The organism is Streptosporangium sp. G12 (assembly GCF_052983175.1).
The window spans coordinates 378,070-395,802 of the sequence record NZ_JBRIQO010000003.1; the positions used below are offsets into that span (position 1 = coordinate 378,070).

The following is a 17,733-nucleotide window of genomic DNA, read 5'->3' on the forward strand; positions in this document are numbered from 1 at the left end:
TCCCCATGCCGATCGCCGCGGCTCCCGTCGCCGTCATCCCCGCCCACGACCTGATGATCCTCCTGCTGCAGCTCGGGCTGCTCCTGGGTCTGGCCACCGTCCTGGGCCGTCTCTCCGTCCGCTTCGGGCTGCCGGCCCTGCTCGGTGAGCTCAGCGCGGGGATCCTGGTCGGGCCCTCGCTGCTCGCCAACGTCGCCCCCGAGTTCTCCGCCTGGCTGCTGCCCACCGACCCGGCCAGATTCCACATGATCGACGCGGTCGGCCAGGTCGGCGTCCTGCTGCTGGTGGGCCTGACCGGCATGCACCTCGACCTGGGCTTCATCCGCCGCCAGGGCAGGAGCGCCGCCTGGATCAGCGGCGCCGGGCTGGTCGTCCCGCTGGTCCTCGGCGTCGGGCTCGGATTCCTCGCCCCCTCCGAGATGATCGCCGAAGGCGTCGACCACACCGTCTTCGCCCTCTTCCTCGGCGTCGCGCTCTGCGTCAGCGCCATCCCCGTCATCGCCAAGGTGCTGACGGAGATGCGCCTGCTCCACCGCGACATCGGCCAGCTCATCCTGAGCAGCGCCGTCATCGACGACGTGGTCGGCTGGTTCCTGCTCTCGGTGGTCTCCGCGCTCGCCACCGCCGGGGCGCGCACCGGGCAGGCCGCGCTCACCGCGATCGCGCTGCTCGCCGGCCTCGTGGCCGTGTCGGTCCTGCTCGGCCGCAGGGTGGTCGCCAGGGTGCTGCGCGCCGCCGACCGGGGCGGAAGCGCCACCACGATCGCCGCGGTGACGATGATGATCCTGCTCTCGGCCGCCGCCACCCAGTCGATGGGCTTCGAGGCCATCCTCGGCGCCTTCGTCTGCGGGGCGCTCGTCGGCTCCTCGCCGGACCTGAAGGTCGCCAGGCTGGCACCCCTGCAGACGCTCGTCGCCGCGGTGCTCGCACCGATCTTCTTCGCGACGGCGGGCCTGCGCATGGACCTGACCGAGCTGGCCAAGCCGCCCGTGCTCATCGCCGGGATCGTGGTGCTGACCGTCGCCATCGCCGCCAAGTTCGCCGGGGCCTACCTCGGGGCCCGCATCGCCCGCCGTACCCGCTGGGAGGCCCTCGCGCTCGGCGCCGGCCTCAACTCCCGCGGCGTGATCGAAGTGATCATCGCGATGGTGGGGCTGCGCCTGGGCGTGCTCACCACGGCGTCCTACACGGTCATCGTCCTGGTCGCGGTCGTGACCTCGATGATGGCGCCGCCGCTGCTGCGCCACGCGGCCGCCAGGATCGCCCCCACCGAGGACGAGGCCGTCCGCGAGGAGTTCTTCGACACCCTGCAGGGCACCGACGGCACCGACAGCACCGACAGGCAGCTCGTGACCACCGCCAAGGAGGCGTGACATGACCATCGACACCAGACCGCTGATCCTGGTGGTCGCGACGGGGATGCGGCACTACCGCGAGTACCTGCTGCGCTCCATCGCCACCGAGTACCGCGTCCACCTCATGGTGACCGCCGAGCCCGGCTGGGAGCGGGAGTACGTCACCGGCTGGACCGTCGTCGCCGACCTGGCCGACGGCCCCGCGATGGCGGCCGCCGCCCTGGAGCTCGCCGCCCGCGAGCCCGTGCACGGGGTGCTGTGCTGGGACGAGGCCACGATCCTGGCCGCCTCGCACGTCTCGGCGGCCCTCGGCCTGCCGGGCGGCGACCCCGAGATGGTGCGCCGCTGCCGCGACAAGCACCTCACCCGCGTCGCGCTCGACGCGCTCGGCGTCCCGCAGCCCAGATCGCTGGCCGTCTCCACGCTCGACGAGGCCCTGCGCGCCGCCGAGACGGTCGGCTACCCGGCCATCCTCAAGCCGCGCGGCCTCGGCGGCAGCCTGGGCGTCATCAGGGTCGAGGACCCCGCGGAGCTGGCCGAGCGGTTCGCCTTCGTCCACGACCTGAAGGTCCCCGGCGGGGCGACGTTCGAGGTGCCCGTCCTGGTCGAGGAGTTCGCCGACGGCCCCGAGGTCAGCGTCGACGCCGTCGTCCAGGGCGGCGTGGTGACCCCGCTCTTCCTCGGCAGGAAGGTCCTCGGCTACGAGCCCTACTGCGAGGAGATAGGCCACTTCGTCGACGCCCAGGACGAGCTCCTGCAGGATCCCGGGTTCTGCCGCGTCCTGCAGGACACGCACACCGCGCTCGGGTTCACCGACGGCTTCACCCACACCGAGATCAAGCTCTCCTCCAGGGGACTGCGCGTCATCGAGGTGAACGCGCGCCTGGGCGGGGACATGATCCCCTACCTCGGGATGCTCACCACCGGGATCGACCCCGGCCTGGCCGCCGCCGCGGTGGCCTGCGGCCGTACCCCCGACCTCGCCCCCGAGCGCAAGCTCGTCGGCGGCGTGCGCTTCTTCTACGTCGCCGAGGACGACACCACGATCGAGTCGATCGCGTTCGACGAGACCGGCCTGCCCCCGGAGATCGACCGGGTCGTCCCGGTGGTCGCCGCGGGCGCGACCGTCTCACCACCGCCCAAGGGCACCCTGTGGGGGCGTATCGCCTACGCCACCGCGCTATCCCCGACCGTCGACGAGTGCCGGGCCGCGCTGGACGCGGCCGAGGCGAACCTGAAGGTGAAGGCAGCCACATGACCGCCGTTATCGAGAACGAGAGCAACCTGTCCTCGACACCCCCGGACAAGCCGGACGACGGGGTGTTCGCCACCCTGAGGGAGTCCCCGCGCGCGGTCAAGGCGCTGCTCTTCGGAGGCTTCATCAGCAGGCTGGCCGCGTTCATCCAGATCTACCTGGTGCTGTTCCTGACCGACCGGGGCTTCTCCGCCACCCAGGCGGGGCTCGCGCTGGGCGTGTACGGGGCCGGCGCGGTGGTGGGCTCGCTGGCCGGAGGGTCGCTCTCCGACCGGCTCGGCGCCCGGACGGTCACCCTGATCAGCATGGGCGGCTCGGCCCTCCTGATCGTGTCCATCCTCTACGCCCCGTCCTACGCCATGATCCTGGCCGCCGTCTTCATGGTCAGCACGGTCGGCCAGTTCTACCGGCCGGCGGCCCAGACGATGCTCACCGAGCTGACACCGCGACACCGGGTCGTGATGATCACGGCGATGTACCGGCTCGGCCTGAACCTCGGCATGACCGCCGCCCCGCTGATCGGCGCCGCGCTGCTCGCCGTCTCCTACAACGCGCTCTTCTGGGGCGAGGCCGCCGCGGCACTGATCTTCGGCGGCATCGTGATGTTCGCGCTGCCCCGGCGCGCCCCGCGCGCCGCGCGCGCCGCGGCCAGGCAGGCGGAGGCGTCGGAGGCGTCGGCGGCGTCTTCATCGGAAGGCCGCTCCGGCTACCTCGCGGTGCTCGCCGACTGGCGCTACAGCGTCTACCTGGTCGCGATGCTGCTCACCTCCATCGTCTACTGCCAGTACACGGCCACCCTCCCGCTCGACATCTCCGCCGCCGGCATCAGCCTGTGGTGGTACGGCGCTGCCGTGTCGCTGAACGGCCTGATCGTCATCACCTGCGAGCTGGCGATGACGAAGGTCGTGCAGAAGTGGCCGATCCGGCTGACCGCGCTGCTCGGCCTCGGGCTCGTCTCGGTCGGCTACGCCATCTACGCGATCTCCCCGCTGCCGATCTGGTTCATGCTCGGCACCCTGGTCTGGACGCTCTCGGAGATCATCGGCGGGCCCACCACGTTCGCCTACCCCGCCCTGGCGGGTCCCGAGCGGCTCCGCGGGCGCTACATCGGCGCCATGCAGAGCGTCTTCGGGCTCGGCACCGCGATCGGGCCGGTCATCGGAACCCTGGTGTGGTTCCAGGTGGGGCGCTCGGTGTGGCTGTGGGCGGCCCTGGTCTCCGCGATCGCGACCGTGGCGGGCCTGATCGGCATGCGGGACCCGAACAAGGCCGACGAGTCGCGGACCGCGACCGCCTCGGCGACATGAACGGAGGAGTGCCATGATCAGAATCGCCGTCGTGGGCGGCGGGATCGCCGGGGCCATGCTGGCCTGGCGGCTGTGCGAGGTCGTCAGGGGGAGCGCCGTCCACCTGTACACCGGAGAGCCGCACAGGAGGGCCGACGCCAGCGCCGCCTCCGGAGGCCTGACCAGGGCCTTCGAGCCCGACCCCGCCCTGTGCCTGGAGGCCGCCGACAGCCTGGCCGAGCTCCACTCGAACCGGGAGCTGCGCGAGTGGGCCTCCTACCGGGAGACCGGCTCGGTGTACCTGCTGCCCGGCCTCGGACCGGGCACCGAGGGCCTGGTCGAGCTGGTACGCAGCCGCCTGCCCGGCTCGATCTCCCTGGTCAGCGGCGCGGAGCTCAGCACCCGCGGCACGTTCCGCGAGCTGCCGGAGGGGAGCGTGGCCGTCGTCGAGAAGCGCGCCGGATACCTCTCCCCGAACGCCTTCCGCGACCGGCTCCTGGTCGAGCTCGCCAGGTCGGGCGCCTTCGTCACCGACGGGCAGGTGGACGGCATCACCGCCGAGGCCGAGGTCCGGCCGGCCGAGGGCGGTCCGGCCAGGTTCGACGCCGTCGTGGTGGCCGCCGGGGCGTGGACCCAGGGACTTCTCGCCCGTACGGGCCTGACGGACGCGGGGCTGCGCACCAAGGTGATCCAGTACGTGCTCGGTCCCTCGGCGGGGAAGAATCCCGACGCGTTCGTGGACGAGACGTCGGGGCTGTACGGCAGGTCCTACGCCGAAGGACGGGTCCTGCTCGGGCTGCCCACCGACAGATGGGACATCACCCCTGGACCCACGCCGACCGACCCGGTGCTCACCAGCAGGATCCTCGACGTCGCCGAGGCCAGGATCGGATACCGGCCATCCGGCGGGACGGTCAGGGCCGTCACCGCGGTCGAGTGCTACCACCCCACGGGAGGGCTGTCGCTGCGTCCCCTGGCCAAGGGCGTCTACACCTTCACCGGGGGGAGCGGCGGCGCGGGCAAGACCGTGCTCGCCGCGAGCCGCACGGCCGCGCGAAGCCTGGTCAGGTCGCTGCGATGAGCGCGGGGACGCGACCCGTCCGGGTCGCGTCCCGGTGACCGTCGCCGGTCGCGAACGCCGCCGTGCGGAGGGAGCCCGGCCGGGTCGTCCGTCCCCGCGGCCGTGAAGGCGGAGCCCGGCGACCGGTCAGGTCGCCGCGGTGAACGCCAGGTAGCAGTAGTCGTCCAGCATCTTCGCCAGCGGGCGCCCGGGGCGGCCCAGCCGCGCCGCCAGCTCCCGCTCGCCGACACCCGCCTCCTCCAGCAGGCGCCGCGCCCACTCCCGGCCCAGCCGCAGGTGCGCGCGGTAGGCGTCCGGCGTACGGGACCCGTGCAGGGCGTCGGCGATGGCCGCGTCCCAGGGCATCAGCGCCGCCGGGCGCAGGGCGTGCAGCATCTTGGTCGCGGCGGTCGGCCCCAGGGAGCGGGGCCTGGCCCCGGGGGCCGCGCGCATCGCCGACAGGTCCGCGTAGCACTCGCCCAGCACGTCGATCTCCGCGTCGTCCAGCGCCGCGAGCGTGGCGTCCCGGCCGGGGAGGCGCTCCCGCCAGCGGTCCCACCAGGCCGCGGTCTCCGTGCCGAAGACGTCGGGCTCGCCGTCGCGCGGATAGCGCAGCCGGCACCCCCACGCGTTCAACCAGGTCAGCAGGGCCCGGCGATGGGCGGCGAGTGCGGGGTCGACCCACGGGCCGGTCGCCAGCAGCAGCCGCTCCCACGACCTGTCGGCCGCGCCGTAGCGGGCGAACTCGCCGACCGCCGCGCGCAGGCGTTCCAGATCGGGCCCCCGGCCGGGGGGCGTCACGGGCGCCGTCACGGGCGCCGACCGGTCAGGGGCGGCCGGTTCCGGCCCCGCATGAGCGTGGCCAGCAGCCGCTCGGTGCGCTCGCTCGGCTCCACGTCGAGGTCGGTGCGCAACCGGTGGCGGCACACCTCGTACCAGCTCAGGACGCGGCCGAGCTCGCCGAGCTCGCCGTGCATCATCATCAGGGTCTGGTAGGTGGTCTCGTGGTGGGGATCGACGTCGAGGGCCCTGCGGCACCAGTGCATCGCGGCCGGCCAGTCCTCGCGCTCCAGCGCCTCGGTGCGCAGCGCGGACAGGGCGCGCAGCGCGGTCCCGCGCATCCACTGCCGCTGCTCGTTGATCCAGTCGCCGGTCTCGCCGGAGAGGAAGTCCCCGACGTACAGGTCGGCGGTCCGCTGGAACCACGCGATCGCGGTGTCGTGGTCCTTGGCCACCCACGCGCTCCGGCCCCGGTCGAAGGCGCGCTGGAACTCCTCGATGTCCACCCACGCGCTGTTCGTCCGCAGCACGTACCCGTGGTCCTGGTGGAGCAGGGTGAAGCCGTCCCTGTCCTCGAACTCGTTGAGCACCCGCCGCACGCCGTGCACGGCGACCTTGAGCGAGCTGGAGCGGTGGTCCTCACGCTCCGGCCACAGCACCTCGCGCAGCCGGTCCCCGTGGACGAACCGCTCACGGTTGACCAGCAGGTACTGGAACAAGGCCCTCGACTTGCCGGCCCGCCAGTGCGAGACGGCCCGCCCGTCGACCTCCAGGCGGAAGTTGCTCAGGCATCGGGCGATGACCGAGGGCGTGCCCTCGTCCCGCCCGGGGTCGCAGGGGCCGGCTTTCGCCAATTGTTGAACGGGCATGTTCGCTTCCCTTGGAAGGACGGACTCCGCCGCTCGCGGACTCACCCGCGGACGCCGAAGCACGTCGAGTACGAGTGTGGCGCCAGCACGACCTGGACGTGATACGGCATGCGCTCGTCGTGCATCCGGAACATGACCGTGATCTCCGGGTAGGAGGTGGTCATGCCGAGCCCGGCGAAATAGTGGTCGGTGGCGAGGACGAGACGATAGAGCCCGCGCTCCATGAATTCGTCCGTCCATTCTTTGACGTTTCCATCGGTGTCGGTCTCGCCCTCGGAGACCGGCTCCCAGCCGGTGCCCGAGGCGCGCTCCAGGCGAGCTCGGACACCGGCCGCGGACCGGCCGTAAACGCCGTCAAGTGCCTGCGTGGCGATGCTCATGTGAGGTTACCCATCTGCTGGTCGGGGCCGCGTGACCCTTATCGCGCGGCCTCGGTCCCATCAGGTTCCAGGGGAGGGCTATCCGTCCGCTATCCATCGGCTACCCGAGCCTATTCTTTCGTGCCGGACGGCTCGGATGCCGGATCAGAAGGGATCGGATAAGGGGCGGATAGGGGGGCTATTTACGTTTTGAAGCAGACAGGCGGACAGCAGTGAACGGCCTGCGAGACACGAAGAAGAGGTACAGGAAATGCGGGAATTCGCGAGCTTCACCACCCTCCGGATCATCGTCTCCGCCGTCGCGGTCCTCGGGTGCCTCGGTCTCGCCGCCGTCGTCCCCTCGGTCGCCGACGGGGCTCCGACGACCACCGTGCTCGCCAGCAACACCCCCTGGGGCTGAACTGCACCCCCGCCCGGAGAGGTCGCCGGCGGCGGGGGTTCGCCGAAGCGGTCGGAGCCGTCCAAGCTCCGGCCGCTTCTTCATGTCTCAAACCCGCCCGTTAGTCGCAAATCGGGCCAGACCTTTACAAACCCCACTGGTTCTCCCACCAGCGACGTTGTATGATCCCGGGCAGACCACGTTTCATGCATATAAATTGCCCACCGTGATCGCTGGGTTATATGTCCAGAGATCAAGGAGGGTGGGGTTGAGTCTATTGTTGCCTGGTTTTAAGGCAGCGTTTAGATCCCTGATGTCTCTCTTACACCGACCGTGCGGTGAATTTCTGGACAGGCCGCGACTCTGTAAGGAGATTCGGTGGAGTATCGGATCCTCGGCCCCCTGGAGGTCGTCGCCGGCGCCCGGCGCCTGGATCTGGGCGCACCTCGGCAACAGGTCGTCCTCTCCTGCCTCCTGCTGGAGGCCAACCGGATGGTCACCATCGGGCGGCTGACAGACGCGATCTACGGTGAGGACCTCCCCAGCACCTCGCGCGCGCAGGTGCAGATCTGCATCTCCTCGCTGCGGCGGCTGTTCGCCGCCAACGGCGGGCCCGACGTCATCGCGACCCACTCCCAGGGATACACGTTGCGGGTCGCCGAGGGGGAGCTCGACTCCCACACCTTCGAGAGCCTGCTGAACCAGGCCCGCCAGGCTCGCGAGGGCCACCGTCCGGAGGACGCCGTCAGGCACTACCGGGACGCGCTCGCCCTCTGGCGGGGACCCGCCCTCGACGGCCAGGAGAGCCGGCTCGTGCAGGGGGCGGTCGGCAGGCTGAGCGAGCGCCGGATCACCGCGAACGAGGACTGCGTCGAGCTCGAGCTGGAACTGGGCAGGCACCACGAGCTGGTGGGCGAGCTCAGCGAGCTCGTCGAGGAACACCCGCTCAGGGAACGGCTGCGCGGCCAGCTGATGATCGCGCTCTACCGCTCGGGACGCCAGGCCGAGGCGCTGACGGTCTATCGCCGTGCCCGCCAGACGATGATCGACGAGCTGGGCATCGAACCCAACGAGAGCCTCCAGCAGCTCGAGTACGCCATCCTCACCTCCGACGAGAGCCTCGACCCGCCGGGCCGGCAGCAACAGCACCAGCATCAGCCCCAGCGCCACGCGGAGACGCAGGAGGAGCCGACCGCCCGGCGGACGGTCCCCCGCCTGCTTCCCACCGACATCGCCGACTTCACCGGCCGGATCAAGCTGGTCGAGGCGATCCGCCGCCAGCTCACGTTCGCCGCGGAGGACCGGCAGCGGCTCGCCGTCCCCGTCATCGCCGTCGTCGGCAAGCCGGGCATCGGCAAGTCCACGATCGCGGTGCACGTCTCGCACAGTGTCGCCGGACGCTACGAGGACGGCCAGCTCTTCGCCGACCTGCACGGAGGGGAGTCCCATCCGGTCGGCTCCGGGCAGGTGCTCGAACGGTTCCTGCGCGCCCTGGGCGTGCCGGGCAACGCGATACCCGACGGGGTGGACGAGCGGGCGGAGATGTACCGCGGGCTGCTCTCCGGGCGCAAGATGCTGATCGTCCTGGACGACGCCAGGAGCGAGAGCCAGGTGCTGCCCCTGCTGCCCGGCAATCCCGAGGCCGCGGTGATAATCACCAGCCGCAGCCGGCTCGCGGGCCTGCCGGGCGCGGCCCATCTCGACGTCGGCCTCTTCGACTCCAGGCAGTCGGTGGACCTGCTCGCCCGCATCGCCGGCGTCGAGCGGGTGCAGGCCGAGCGGGAGTCGGCGGCCGAGCTGGCGGACCTCTGCGGCCATCTGCCGCTGGCGCTGCGCATCGCGGGCGCCAGGCTCGCCGCCCGCCCGCACTGGACGATCGACCAGCTCGTGGGACGGCTGGAGGACGAGACCCGCAGGCTCGACGAGCTCAAACACGGCGACCTGGGCATCAGGGCGAGCATCTCCCTGACGTACGAGAGCGTCAGCGAGGACGCGCGCCGCCTGTTCCGGCGCCTGGCCATCCTGGAGTCCCGGCACTTCTCCGGCTGGGTCGCCGCCGCGCTGCTCGACTGCCATCCCTCCGACGCGCAGGACCTGCTCGACGACCTGGCCGACAGCCAGCTGGTCGAGACGACCGACGCCGGGTACGGCGTGCACAGCCAGTACCGCTTCCACGACCTGATCCACGTGTTCGCCCGCGAGCGCCTCGCCGGCGAGGAGGCGGTCGCCGACCGCAACGCCGCGCTGGAGAGGGTGCTCGGCGGCCTGCTCTTCCTGACCGGCGAGGCGCACCGCCGCGAGTACGGCGGAGACTACGTGCAGGTCCACAGTGACGCGCCGCGCTGGCCGCTGCCCGGGCGGCTGGTCGAGCAACTGGTGATGGCCCCCCTTCCCTGGTACGAGCGCGAGCGGCTGACGCTGGTCTCGGGCATCCGCCAGGCGGCGCAGGCCGGGTTCGTCGAGCTGTGCTGGGACCTCGCGATCAGCGCGGTCACCCTGTTCGAGTCGAGGATCTACTTCGACGACTGGCGGGAGACCCACCAGGTCGCCCTGGCCGCCGCCCGGCAGGCAGGCGACCGCCGGGGGCAAGCGGCGATGCTCTACTCGATCGGCTCGCTGTACATCGCCGAGCAGCGCTTCGGGGACGCGCGGCGCGACTTCGAGTCGGCGGCCGAGCTGTTCGAGGAGGCCGGGGACGACCTGGGGGTGGCCCTCGTCATCCGCAACATCGCCTTCCTGGACCGGATGAGCGGACGGCTCGACGACGCGGTGGAACGTTATGACCGCGCGCTGGGCATCTTCCGCGGCACCGGCGACCAGGTCGCCTCCGCCTACGTGCTCCACAGCATGGCCCAGATCAGGCTCGACTGCGACGAGCTCGACGAGGCCAAGCGTCTGCTGGGCGAGGCACTGGAACTCAGCAGGGTCGGCGGCAGCCGCCGGGTGGAGGCGCAGGTCCTGCACCGGCTGGGCGAGACCTACCTCAGGTCGGAGGAGTTCGCGTCGGCGGCCGATGTCTTCGAGCAGACGCTCACGACCGTGCGCAACATCGGCGACCCGACCGGCGAGGCGTACGCCCTGCACGGCCTGGGCGTCACGCGGCTGCGCCAGGGGGACCTCCAGGAGGCCGAGCTCACCCTCCAGAACGCCCTGGAGGTGGCGACCACCGCGGGGGAGAGGCTCGCCGAGGCCAGGGTCGTGCTCGCGCTCGGCGAGCTGGCGCTCGCCGTCGACCAGACCGAACAGGCCATCGGCCGCTTCCACCAGGCCCTCGGCCTGTTCCACAAGATCGACGCGCCGCTCCACCAGATGCGCGTCCTGGTCATGCTCAGCGCGGCGTACACCACCGTCGGTGAGGCAGAGGCGGCGCTGAGCGTCTCGGAGGAGGCCCTCGAACTGGCCGGCACGATGCCCCCCGCGATCGCCGCCCGGGTACGCGCCCAGCTGGAGCCTCCTCCGCCACCCGCCCTGGAACAACCGCGAGGACGGGCGGGGAAGGTCCCGGCGTCCTGAGGACCGGATGGTCCGGGGAGGTCCGGGAGCCGGACCTCCCCGAGCGGTCGTCGCCGGCCGTGCCACCGGTCGCGGGGCCGCCGGTGCTCAGCAGATGCGGCGCAGGGCCTCCGCGAGACTGGACAGGCCCACCGGTCCCAGCTCCAGCGCGGCGGTGTGCCAGGCACGCAGGTCGAAGGCGTCACCCAGGCGCAGCCTGGCCTCCTCGCGGGCCTGCACCCACGCCCGTTCGCCCAGCTTGTAGGAGATGGCCTGGGAGGGCCAGCCGAAGTAGCGCACCACCTCGGCCTCGACCCGGTGCGGCTCGCAGCGGCCCTGCTCGCGCAGCACTTCGCAGGCCTTCTCGAAGGTCCACGCCGAGCCGTCGGGCAGCGGCAGGTCGAGGTGGACACCCAGGTCGATGACCACCCGGGCGGCACGCAGGGCCGACCAGTTGAGCATGCCCAGCCGGGTGCCCGGGTCGGTGAACCAGCCCAGCTCGTCGGCGAGCCGCTCGGCGTACAGGCCCCACCCCTCGCCGTGACCGTCCACCCAGGAGACCTTGGCGAACCTGGACAGGGTGTCCCCGGCCGTGCGCATCGCGCCGAACTGCAGGTGGTGGCCGGGCACCCCCTCGTGGAAGATCGTCGTCAGCTCGCTCCAGGTGGCGAAGCGGGTCCGCCCCCCGACCGGCCACAGGGTGCGGCCCGGCCGCGACAGGTCCTCGCTGGGCGCGTTGTAGGAGGCCGCGCCGGACGTGGAGCTCACGTCGACCTCGGCCACGATGAGCCGCAGCGGCTCGGGGATGTCGAAGTGCGTGCCGTTCAGCTGCTCGACCGCCCGGTCGTGACGCTCCTGCAGCCACGCCTGGTACTCCTCCAGGGAGCCGACCGCCTGGGTCTCGTTGAGGATCGCGGTCGCCTCCTCGATGGTCGCGCCCGGCTTGATCCGCTCGACCTCGGCTGCAGTCTCGGCCCCGATGCGCTCCAGCTCCGCCCAGCCCCACTCGTACGCCTCGCGCAGGTCGATGTCGGCGCCCAGGCTGATCCTGGCGGCGACCGCGTAGCGCTCGGGGCCCACCGCGTCGGTCTCGCTCGCCCGGGGCGCGTACTCCTCGCGCAGGTAGCGCCCCGCGAAGGCGTAGGCGTCGTGGGCCGCCGAGGCCGCCTTGAGCAGCTCCTCCCTGACCGGGCCCTCGCCGTAGGTGGCGACGAAGGCGTCGTGCGCCGGGGGAGTCCCGCCGGCGCCGGCGAACTGGTCGGCCTGGTCCGCCATGGCCAGCGCCTGCCTGCGGGCACCCCGCAGGCCCATCTCCAGACCGGCCTCCAGGCTCTCCCGCCACCCGGCGAGCATCTCCGGGATCGCCGCCAGGCGGGCGGCGACGTCACGCCACTCGTCGTCGTTGCCGTGGGGGAGGAGGACGACGCTGGAGCGCACCCGGTAGGGCAGCCCGTACGGCGCCGCCACCCAGCGGAGCGGTTCGCCCGTGTCGTGCCAGGCGAGCTCGGCCTCCAGCCGCTCCCGCAGATGGGTGGCCGCCCTGACGTCCGGCTCGCCGGTCGGGACCAGCTCGTCGAGACGCTTCAGGGTCGAACGGATCAGCTCGGCCCGGGCGGCGCTCCCGGCCGGGCTGTGGTCGGTGGCGGCCACGAAGTCGGACACGATGCCCTCGGCACCTGCCGCGATCGGGTCGAGCGCCGCCCAGCGGGTGACGTACTCGTCGCAAAGCGCAAAGATCGGAGTGCTCATGTCCGGACCGTAGGACGGCCCGGCATCCACCCCCTATCCCTTCGCTATCCGGTCTCCCTGACGTCCGGGAACCCGGCGCCGCGAGGGGCACGCCCGCACCCGGGGAGAACTCGCCCGCACTCGAGGAGGGCCCGCCCCTGCGGAGCCCGAGCCCGAGCCGGAACCCGAGCCGGAGGCCGGTGGTCAGGCCGGGGTGTCTCCCGCGACCCTGCGCGACTCCTCGGCCGCCCAGGTGAACACGCCCCTGGCCATCAGCGACGCCTCAGACTCCGCCCTGGCGGCGAACACCTCGGCCCGCACCCCGTGCAGTGCCGTGTCGTCCGGTGCGGCCTGCACGGCCATCTCGGCCAGGTGCCCCGCCAGCCGCTGGTCTCCCGCGGCCAGCGCCTCCAGCGCGGCGTCGCCCAGCCTCGCGGCGCCTCCGGCCAGCTTCGCCACCGCCGCGGCCAGCGTGGCCTCGGGCGCGGGCTTGAGGTGGGCCGGGTTGCCGTCGTACCAGCCGCCGTAAAGCCGCCAGATGTTGCGCACCACGAACTCCGGCTCGTCGTAGTGCGGGCGCAGGTAGGGCCGCTCCGCCAGCCGCGCGGGAGGCCGCACGGCACGCACGATGTCGTCCAGCCTGGCGCCCTCGTTGAGCATCCCCAGGGTGCGCTCGACCATGAACTCCAGCCACTCGGCCGTCTCGGTCAGCGCCTGCTCGACCCGGTCGGCGCCGAAGATCGGGGCGCCGTGGCCGGGCAGCATGATCTCCGGCCGCAGCTCGGCCATCCTGCGCAGCGCGATCGCCCACTCGCGCGGGTGGCGCTGCGCCTTCTGCGGGTTGCCGCAGTTGGGGGTCACCCAGATGAACAGGTCGCCCGGCAGCAGGATGCGCTGCGAGGGCACCCAGCCGACGCTGGCGTCGTCGGTCTCGCCCTTGGCGTGGAAGAGGTCGACGTGGCCGAGTGACATCACGTCGCGGTAGGCCACGTCGGGGTGGCGGTACTCGGTGGGCCAGGTCAGGCCGGGAGCCTGGAACTGCCGCCGGTTCACGATGGCGTTGTAGCCGTTGGTCAGCACGTAGCGCTCGAAGCGGACGGCGACCGCCTCGTGCCCCACCACCGTCGGCCGGGGCCGTCGCGCCGTGTCGGCCTCGGCGTCGAACGGGCCGACGCCCGAGACGTGGTCGATGTGGCCGTGGGAGTAGACCGCGGCGGCCACCGGATCGTTGGTCCAGGCCCGCAGCTCGGTGTGGAGCCGGTCCGCGTCGAAGGGGTTGCCCGTGTCGAAGAGGGTCACCTCCCCGCCGTGCCGCAGCGCGATCACGTTGCCGAAGCCGCTGCGGAAGCCCACGCCGTCGACGATCTCCACGAAGCCCTGCCCGGCGAGGCCGGTGTGCACGATGCTGTCGGGGGCCTCGCCCCGCCACACGGTGTCGGCGTACTCGGTGATGTTCATGGGAGGTCAGCCCTTCCTCGACGTCTTCCGCCGCGCTCCGGCCGGTGCCCGCGCCCGGGTGAACCGGCGGGCGGATACCGCGTGTTCCGCCGTCCGGGATCGATGTGGTCTTTGGAGAACAGGCCCATTCCAACCGAGCGGCACCGTATATGTCACCATCCGCGGGTGATCCAACCTGAGGTGAGCGCATCCCGCGGGCGACCCCCGGCTCACGGGCCGGTCGGGTACCAGTAGCGGGTCGCCGGGGTCGCCGAGGCGGCGTCCGATGGCCTGTTCGACCCGCCGCAGGTGCGGGTCCACCTCCGCGTCCAGCTCGGGCGGGGTCGTCTCCCGCTCCAGGTAGAAGCGGCAGGTCTCGGTGGTGATGGTGAAGCCCGGCGGCACGGGCAGCCCCAGCCGGGTCATCTCGGCCGGGTTGGCCCCCTTGCCGCCGAGCATGTCCATGTCCATGTCGCCGTCGGCGAAGTCGTACACGTAGTTCGTGCGCATCGCGGGTGGCCTCCATCCGGTGGGGGTGGTGTCGCGGCCGGGCCCGGGGCCCGGCCGCCGGTACGGGGCGGGCGCCCTCGGGGACGCCGGCGGTGGCCAGCACGGCGAGCTGAGGATGCTTCTCCGGCCTGGCGGGACAGGCGTGGGTGGACTGGCTGTTCATGGTCGGTCTGCTGGGCATCGGCCTGGCTCTCGTGCTCGGCGTCGGCCTGCGGATCGCCGCGGTGGCCGGCGGCCTGCTGCTGGTCCTGATGTGGGCGGCCGAACTGCCGCTGACCACCAACCCGTTCATGGACGACCACATCGTCTACGCCGTCGTGCTGGCCGGCCTCGCGCTGGCCGACGCGGGCACCACGCTCGGACTCGGCAACCTGCCCATCGTCCGGCGCACCCCGTACCTGAGGTGACCCGACGCGTCGACGCCCGCCCGCGCAGGGGCGGGCGTCGACGCGTTCCCCTTTCCCGCGGACACCTCGGCCCGGCGCCCCCGGCGGGCGCTCCGCCCCAGGGCCGAGGTGATCGAGCAGGTCATTCGGGGGCATCCGGCAGAAGTCCCGCGTGAGACGCCGGCGGGCGCGGACCTGCCGGTGCCGGCCTCCACCGGGCACGGCGGCTTCGCCGGTCCGGTGCCGGGCTCGGTCGGCCAGGCCATGCCGCACCACGCCACCTGCCCCCTGGCCGTCGTGCGCGTGCCTCACCGGTGACCCAAGGCTCCGGGAACTCGGGACCTATGGCCCTTCGGCAACTCGCGGGCGCGGCGTGTGATGGAGGAAAACAAGGAGGAATCATGACTCACGTGATCGTCGTGGGGGCTGACGGCTCGGCCGCGGGGACCGCCGCCGTGGAATGGGCCGCCGACGACGCCGCCCGAGCCGACCGGCCGCTGCGCATCGTCTACGCGGTCGATCGCTGGCCGTACCAGATCTCCAAGTTCCCCAACCCGGTCATGGGCGACGTGCTGGAGCGTGGCGCCCGGCGCGTGCTGGCCGAGGCCGAGGAGGTCGCGCGCAAGCGGCAGCCCGGCATCGAGGTGACCACCGAGCCGATCGAGGGCACCGCGGTGTCGGTGCTGCGTGCTCAGGCCGAGCACGCCGACGAGCTCGTCGTCGGCGCCCGGGGTCTGGGCGGTTTCGCCGGAGCGGTCATGGGCTCGGTGAGCGTCCACGTCGCCGGGCACGCGCACGGCGCCGTGGTCGTCGTGCGGGCCGGGCAGCAGAGCGTTCACGGTCAGATCGTCGTCGGTGTCGACGACTCCCCGGCCTGCGAGCCGGCCCTGGCCTACGCCTTCGCGCAGGCCGCGCTGCGCGGCGCCACCGTGCGCGCCATCCACGCCTGGCAGGCCCCGGTGCACGTCTACGCGCCGGAGATCACCTACGACCTCGACGAGGTCGGCCAGGCCCACCAGCAGGCCGCCGCCGACAGGCTGCGCGGCCGGCAGGAGCGCCACCCCCAGGTGAGGGTGGTCCACGAGGTCGTCTGCGCGCACCCGGTGGACGCCCTCACCCGCGCCTCGGCCGAGGCCGACCTGGTCGTGGTGGGCTCCCACGGCCGGGGTGCCGTCAGCTCGGCGATACTCGGCTCGGTGAGCCGGGCCGTGCTGCTGCACGCCGGCAGCGCCGTCGCCGTCGTGCGCTCCACGACCGATTGATGCGCAAGAGCTACGGGACCGTCCAGGCGCTGGACGAGGTCGGCTTCACCGTGGCCGAGGGCGAGGTGTGGGCCGAACGGCGCGGGCAAGACCACCGCTGTGGAGATCCTGGAAGGACACAGGGGACGCGACGGCGGTTCGGTCTCGGTTCTCGGCTTCGATCCGGCCACCGGTGGCCGCCCCTACCGCGAACGCATCGGCATCGTGCTGCAGGAGGCCGGGTCCGAAGAGGAGTTCAGCGTCGCCGAACCGGTGCGGATGTTCGCCGGGTTCTCCCCCCACCCGCAGGTCCCCGACGAGGTCATCGAGCAGGCCGGGCTCAAGGACAAGCGCGACGACGGCCGCAGCCGCGGCCGTCACCGTGATGAAGGGAAAGACATGGACGTCATCGAAATGATCGACAAGGTTCGCGACTCCGCCACCGTCACCCGCGTCTTCGGCGAGCCGATCACGCGGGACGGGGTGACCGTCATCCCCGTGGCCCGCGTCGGCGGGGGCGGCGGGGGAGGTGGCGGCAGGCAGGAGGGCGGCGAGAAGCCGGGCGAGGGCTCCGGTGGCGGGTTCGGCGCGAGCGCGACCGCGGCGGGGGTCTTCGTCGTCAAGGACGGCGAGGTCCGCTGGCAGCCCGCGATCGACTACAACAAGATCATCCTGGGTGGGCAGGTCGTGGCCGTCGCCGCGCTCCTCACCCTGCGGGCGTTCGCGCGCCTGCGTGCCCGCCGCTCCTGATCGTCGATTCGCCGCCGGGCAGCGCCGCGCCGATCGGCGCGGCGCCGCCCGGCGGCCCGCCGGTGGCCGGCGGGCCGTTCTCCCCCCGGGAGCACGAGGCGGCTCGACGTCGGTACCACCGCCTGCCACGACCTCGTCCCCGACGCGTGGACCCTTCCCGGACACCTGCTTGCGGCGCCGCCGAGCCGGCTTCCCGGGGAGTGCCGCTTGCTCGATGAAGAGAGCTCCTCCTCCGCCGCGGTCGGGACCTAAGCCGGCGAGGCCGGTGACGTTCGCCGCTGCCGCGCCCGCCGCACAGGCGGGAGTGTGCAGGCAGAACCCGAGGAGGAAACCATGTCAATCGAAGTCAAGGACGTCATGGGTCACGTGGCCATCGCGGTGGACCAGGACGCGACGTTCAGCGAGATCGTGCGGGCGATGGGCCGCTACGCCGTGGGCACGGTCACCGTCATCGACGCCGACCGACGGGCCGGCCTGGTTCGCGGCTGCAAGGAGGAGGGCACCACCACGCCGTTCGACGTGGCCATGCTCAACGACATCGACCGCTACCACCTGGTGATGGACGTCGTCGACCGGGTCCCCGGGCTGGCCGGGCGCTCGGCGCACCTGCGCCAGCACATGGCCGACGCCCGCCTGCGCGCCCGCGCCCACACCCGCGAGCACGGCGAGGACCCGGCAGAGATCCGCGACTGGGCGTGGCCGTAATCGTCGTGAGCATCGGCTCCTCGACGGTCGAGTACCGACGGCTCGCGCACGATGCCGGAGCCGCACGTGCCACCTGCCTGATCAGCAGCCGGTACTGAAGCCCGTGTTCCAGGCGGCGCG

The 17,733-nt window shown here is 72.4% G+C and carries 13 protein-coding genes and 3 pseudogenes; 10 read left to right on the plus strand and 6 right to left on the minus strand.

Going from position 1 to position 17,733, the window contains the following annotated elements:
- The first annotated feature begins 5 nt into the window (after positions 1 to 5).
- The 4 genes from ACVCAG_RS06825 to ACVCAG_RS06840 are packed head-to-tail and all read left to right on the plus strand — an operon-like array spanning position 6 to position 4,977.
- Entirely contained in the window at positions 6 to 1,373 is a 1,368-nt protein-coding gene (locus tag ACVCAG_RS06825; protein ID WP_447189593.1) for a cation:proton antiporter, read from the plus strand.
- Position 1,374: 1 nt separating this feature from the next.
- Positions 1,375 to 2,613 (plus strand): ATP-grasp domain-containing protein, encoded by a 1,239-nt coding sequence (locus ACVCAG_RS06830; RefSeq protein ID WP_447189594.1) that lies wholly within the window; start codon positions 1,375 to 1,377, stop codon positions 2,611 to 2,613.
- Positions 2,610 to 3,917: an MFS transporter gene (locus ACVCAG_RS06835; RefSeq protein ID WP_440082519.1), complete on the plus strand. Its 1,308-nt coding sequence runs from the start codon at positions 2,610 to 2,612 to the stop codon at positions 3,915 to 3,917. Before ACVCAG_RS06830 ends, ACVCAG_RS06835 begins: the two co-directional genes overlap by 4 nt.
- A gap of 13 nt (positions 3,918 to 3,930) precedes the next feature.
- Positions 3,931 to 4,977, plus strand: a complete 1,047-nt coding sequence (locus tag ACVCAG_RS06840) for an FAD-dependent oxidoreductase (protein ID WP_447189595.1) — start codon at positions 3,931 to 3,933, stop codon at positions 4,975 to 4,977.
- Between the two features lie 126 nt (positions 4,978 to 5,103).
- Here ACVCAG_RS06840 and ACVCAG_RS06845 read toward each other — a convergent pair whose 3' ends face one another.
- The 3 genes from ACVCAG_RS06845 to ACVCAG_RS06855 are packed head-to-tail and all read right to left on the minus strand — an operon-like array spanning position 5,104 to position 6,985.
- Complete coding sequence (locus ACVCAG_RS06845; RefSeq protein WP_440082521.1) at positions 5,104 to 5,769, minus strand: hypothetical protein; 666 nt, start codon at positions 5,767 to 5,769, stop codon at positions 5,104 to 5,106.
- On the minus strand, positions 5,766 to 6,605 hold the full coding sequence (locus ACVCAG_RS06850) for a BTAD domain-containing putative transcriptional regulator (protein ID WP_440082522.1): 840 nt from the start codon (positions 6,603 to 6,605) through the stop codon (positions 5,766 to 5,768). The genes ACVCAG_RS06845 and ACVCAG_RS06850 overlap by 4 nt, the downstream gene beginning before the upstream one ends.
- Before the next feature lie 41 nt (positions 6,606 to 6,646).
- Positions 6,647 to 6,985, minus strand: a complete 339-nt coding sequence (locus tag ACVCAG_RS06855) for a hydroxyisourate hydrolase (RefSeq protein WP_440082523.1) — start codon at positions 6,983 to 6,985, stop codon at positions 6,647 to 6,649.
- A gap of 250 nt (positions 6,986 to 7,235) precedes the next feature.
- Here ACVCAG_RS06855 and ACVCAG_RS06860 point away from each other — a divergent pair, with 250 nt between their 5' ends.
- Together ACVCAG_RS06860 and ACVCAG_RS06865 are read left to right on the plus strand one after the other, a co-directional pair.
- Entirely contained in the window at positions 7,236 to 7,385 is a 150-nt protein-coding gene (locus ACVCAG_RS06860) for a hypothetical protein (protein WP_440082524.1), read from the plus strand.
- A 357-nt stretch (positions 7,386 to 7,742) separates the two neighbouring features.
- Positions 7,743 to 10,877 carry a BTAD domain-containing putative transcriptional regulator gene (locus ACVCAG_RS06865; protein WP_440082525.1) on the plus strand — a complete coding sequence of 1,045 codons (3,135 nt, stop codon included), beginning with the start codon at positions 7,743 to 7,745 and terminating at the stop codon, positions 10,875 to 10,877.
- 87 nt (positions 10,878 to 10,964) lie between these two features.
- On the opposite strand, the gene ACVCAG_RS06870 is transcribed toward ACVCAG_RS06865, so the two are convergent.
- From ACVCAG_RS06870 to ACVCAG_RS06880, 3 genes and pseudogenes are all read right to left on the minus strand, one after another.
- The gene (locus ACVCAG_RS06870; RefSeq protein WP_447189596.1) at positions 10,965 to 12,605 is read right to left on the minus strand and encodes a DUF885 domain-containing protein; all 1,641 of its coding nucleotides are present in this window, start codon (positions 12,603 to 12,605) and stop codon (positions 10,965 to 10,967) included.
- 183 nt (positions 12,606 to 12,788) lie between these two features.
- Positions 12,789 to 14,042, minus strand: coding sequence for an alkyl sulfatase dimerization domain-containing protein (locus ACVCAG_RS06875; protein ID WP_447189597.1), 1,254 nt, complete (start codon positions 14,040 to 14,042; stop codon positions 12,789 to 12,791).
- Between the two features lie 189 nt (positions 14,043 to 14,231).
- Positions 14,232 to 14,531: pseudogene (locus tag ACVCAG_RS06880) on the minus strand (PEP/pyruvate-binding domain-containing protein); the annotation flags it as partial.
- A 113-nt stretch (positions 14,532 to 14,644) separates the two neighbouring features.
- On the opposite strand from ACVCAG_RS06880, the pseudogene ACVCAG_RS06885 reads away from it, so the two are divergent.
- The 4 genes and pseudogenes from ACVCAG_RS06885 to ACVCAG_RS06900 form a co-directional block, all read left to right on the plus strand.
- Positions 14,645 to 14,938, plus strand: a pseudogene (locus tag ACVCAG_RS06885) (hypothetical protein); the annotation flags it as partial.
- 380 nt (positions 14,939 to 15,318) lie between these two features.
- A complete protein-coding gene (locus tag ACVCAG_RS06890) occupies positions 15,319 to 16,179 on the plus strand; it encodes a universal stress protein (RefSeq protein WP_440082528.1) in 861 nt (286 codons plus the stop codon).
- Positions 16,180 to 16,278: 99 nt separating this feature from the next.
- On the plus strand, positions 16,279 to 16,908 hold the full coding sequence (locus tag ACVCAG_RS06895; protein WP_440082529.1) for a spore germination protein GerW family protein: 630 nt from the start codon (positions 16,279 to 16,281) through the stop codon (positions 16,906 to 16,908).
- A 477-nt stretch (positions 16,909 to 17,385) separates the two neighbouring features.
- A pseudogene (locus tag ACVCAG_RS06900) lies at positions 17,386 to 17,613 on the plus strand (phosphoketolase family protein); the annotation flags it as partial.
- Positions 17,614 to 17,733 lie beyond the last annotated feature (120 nt).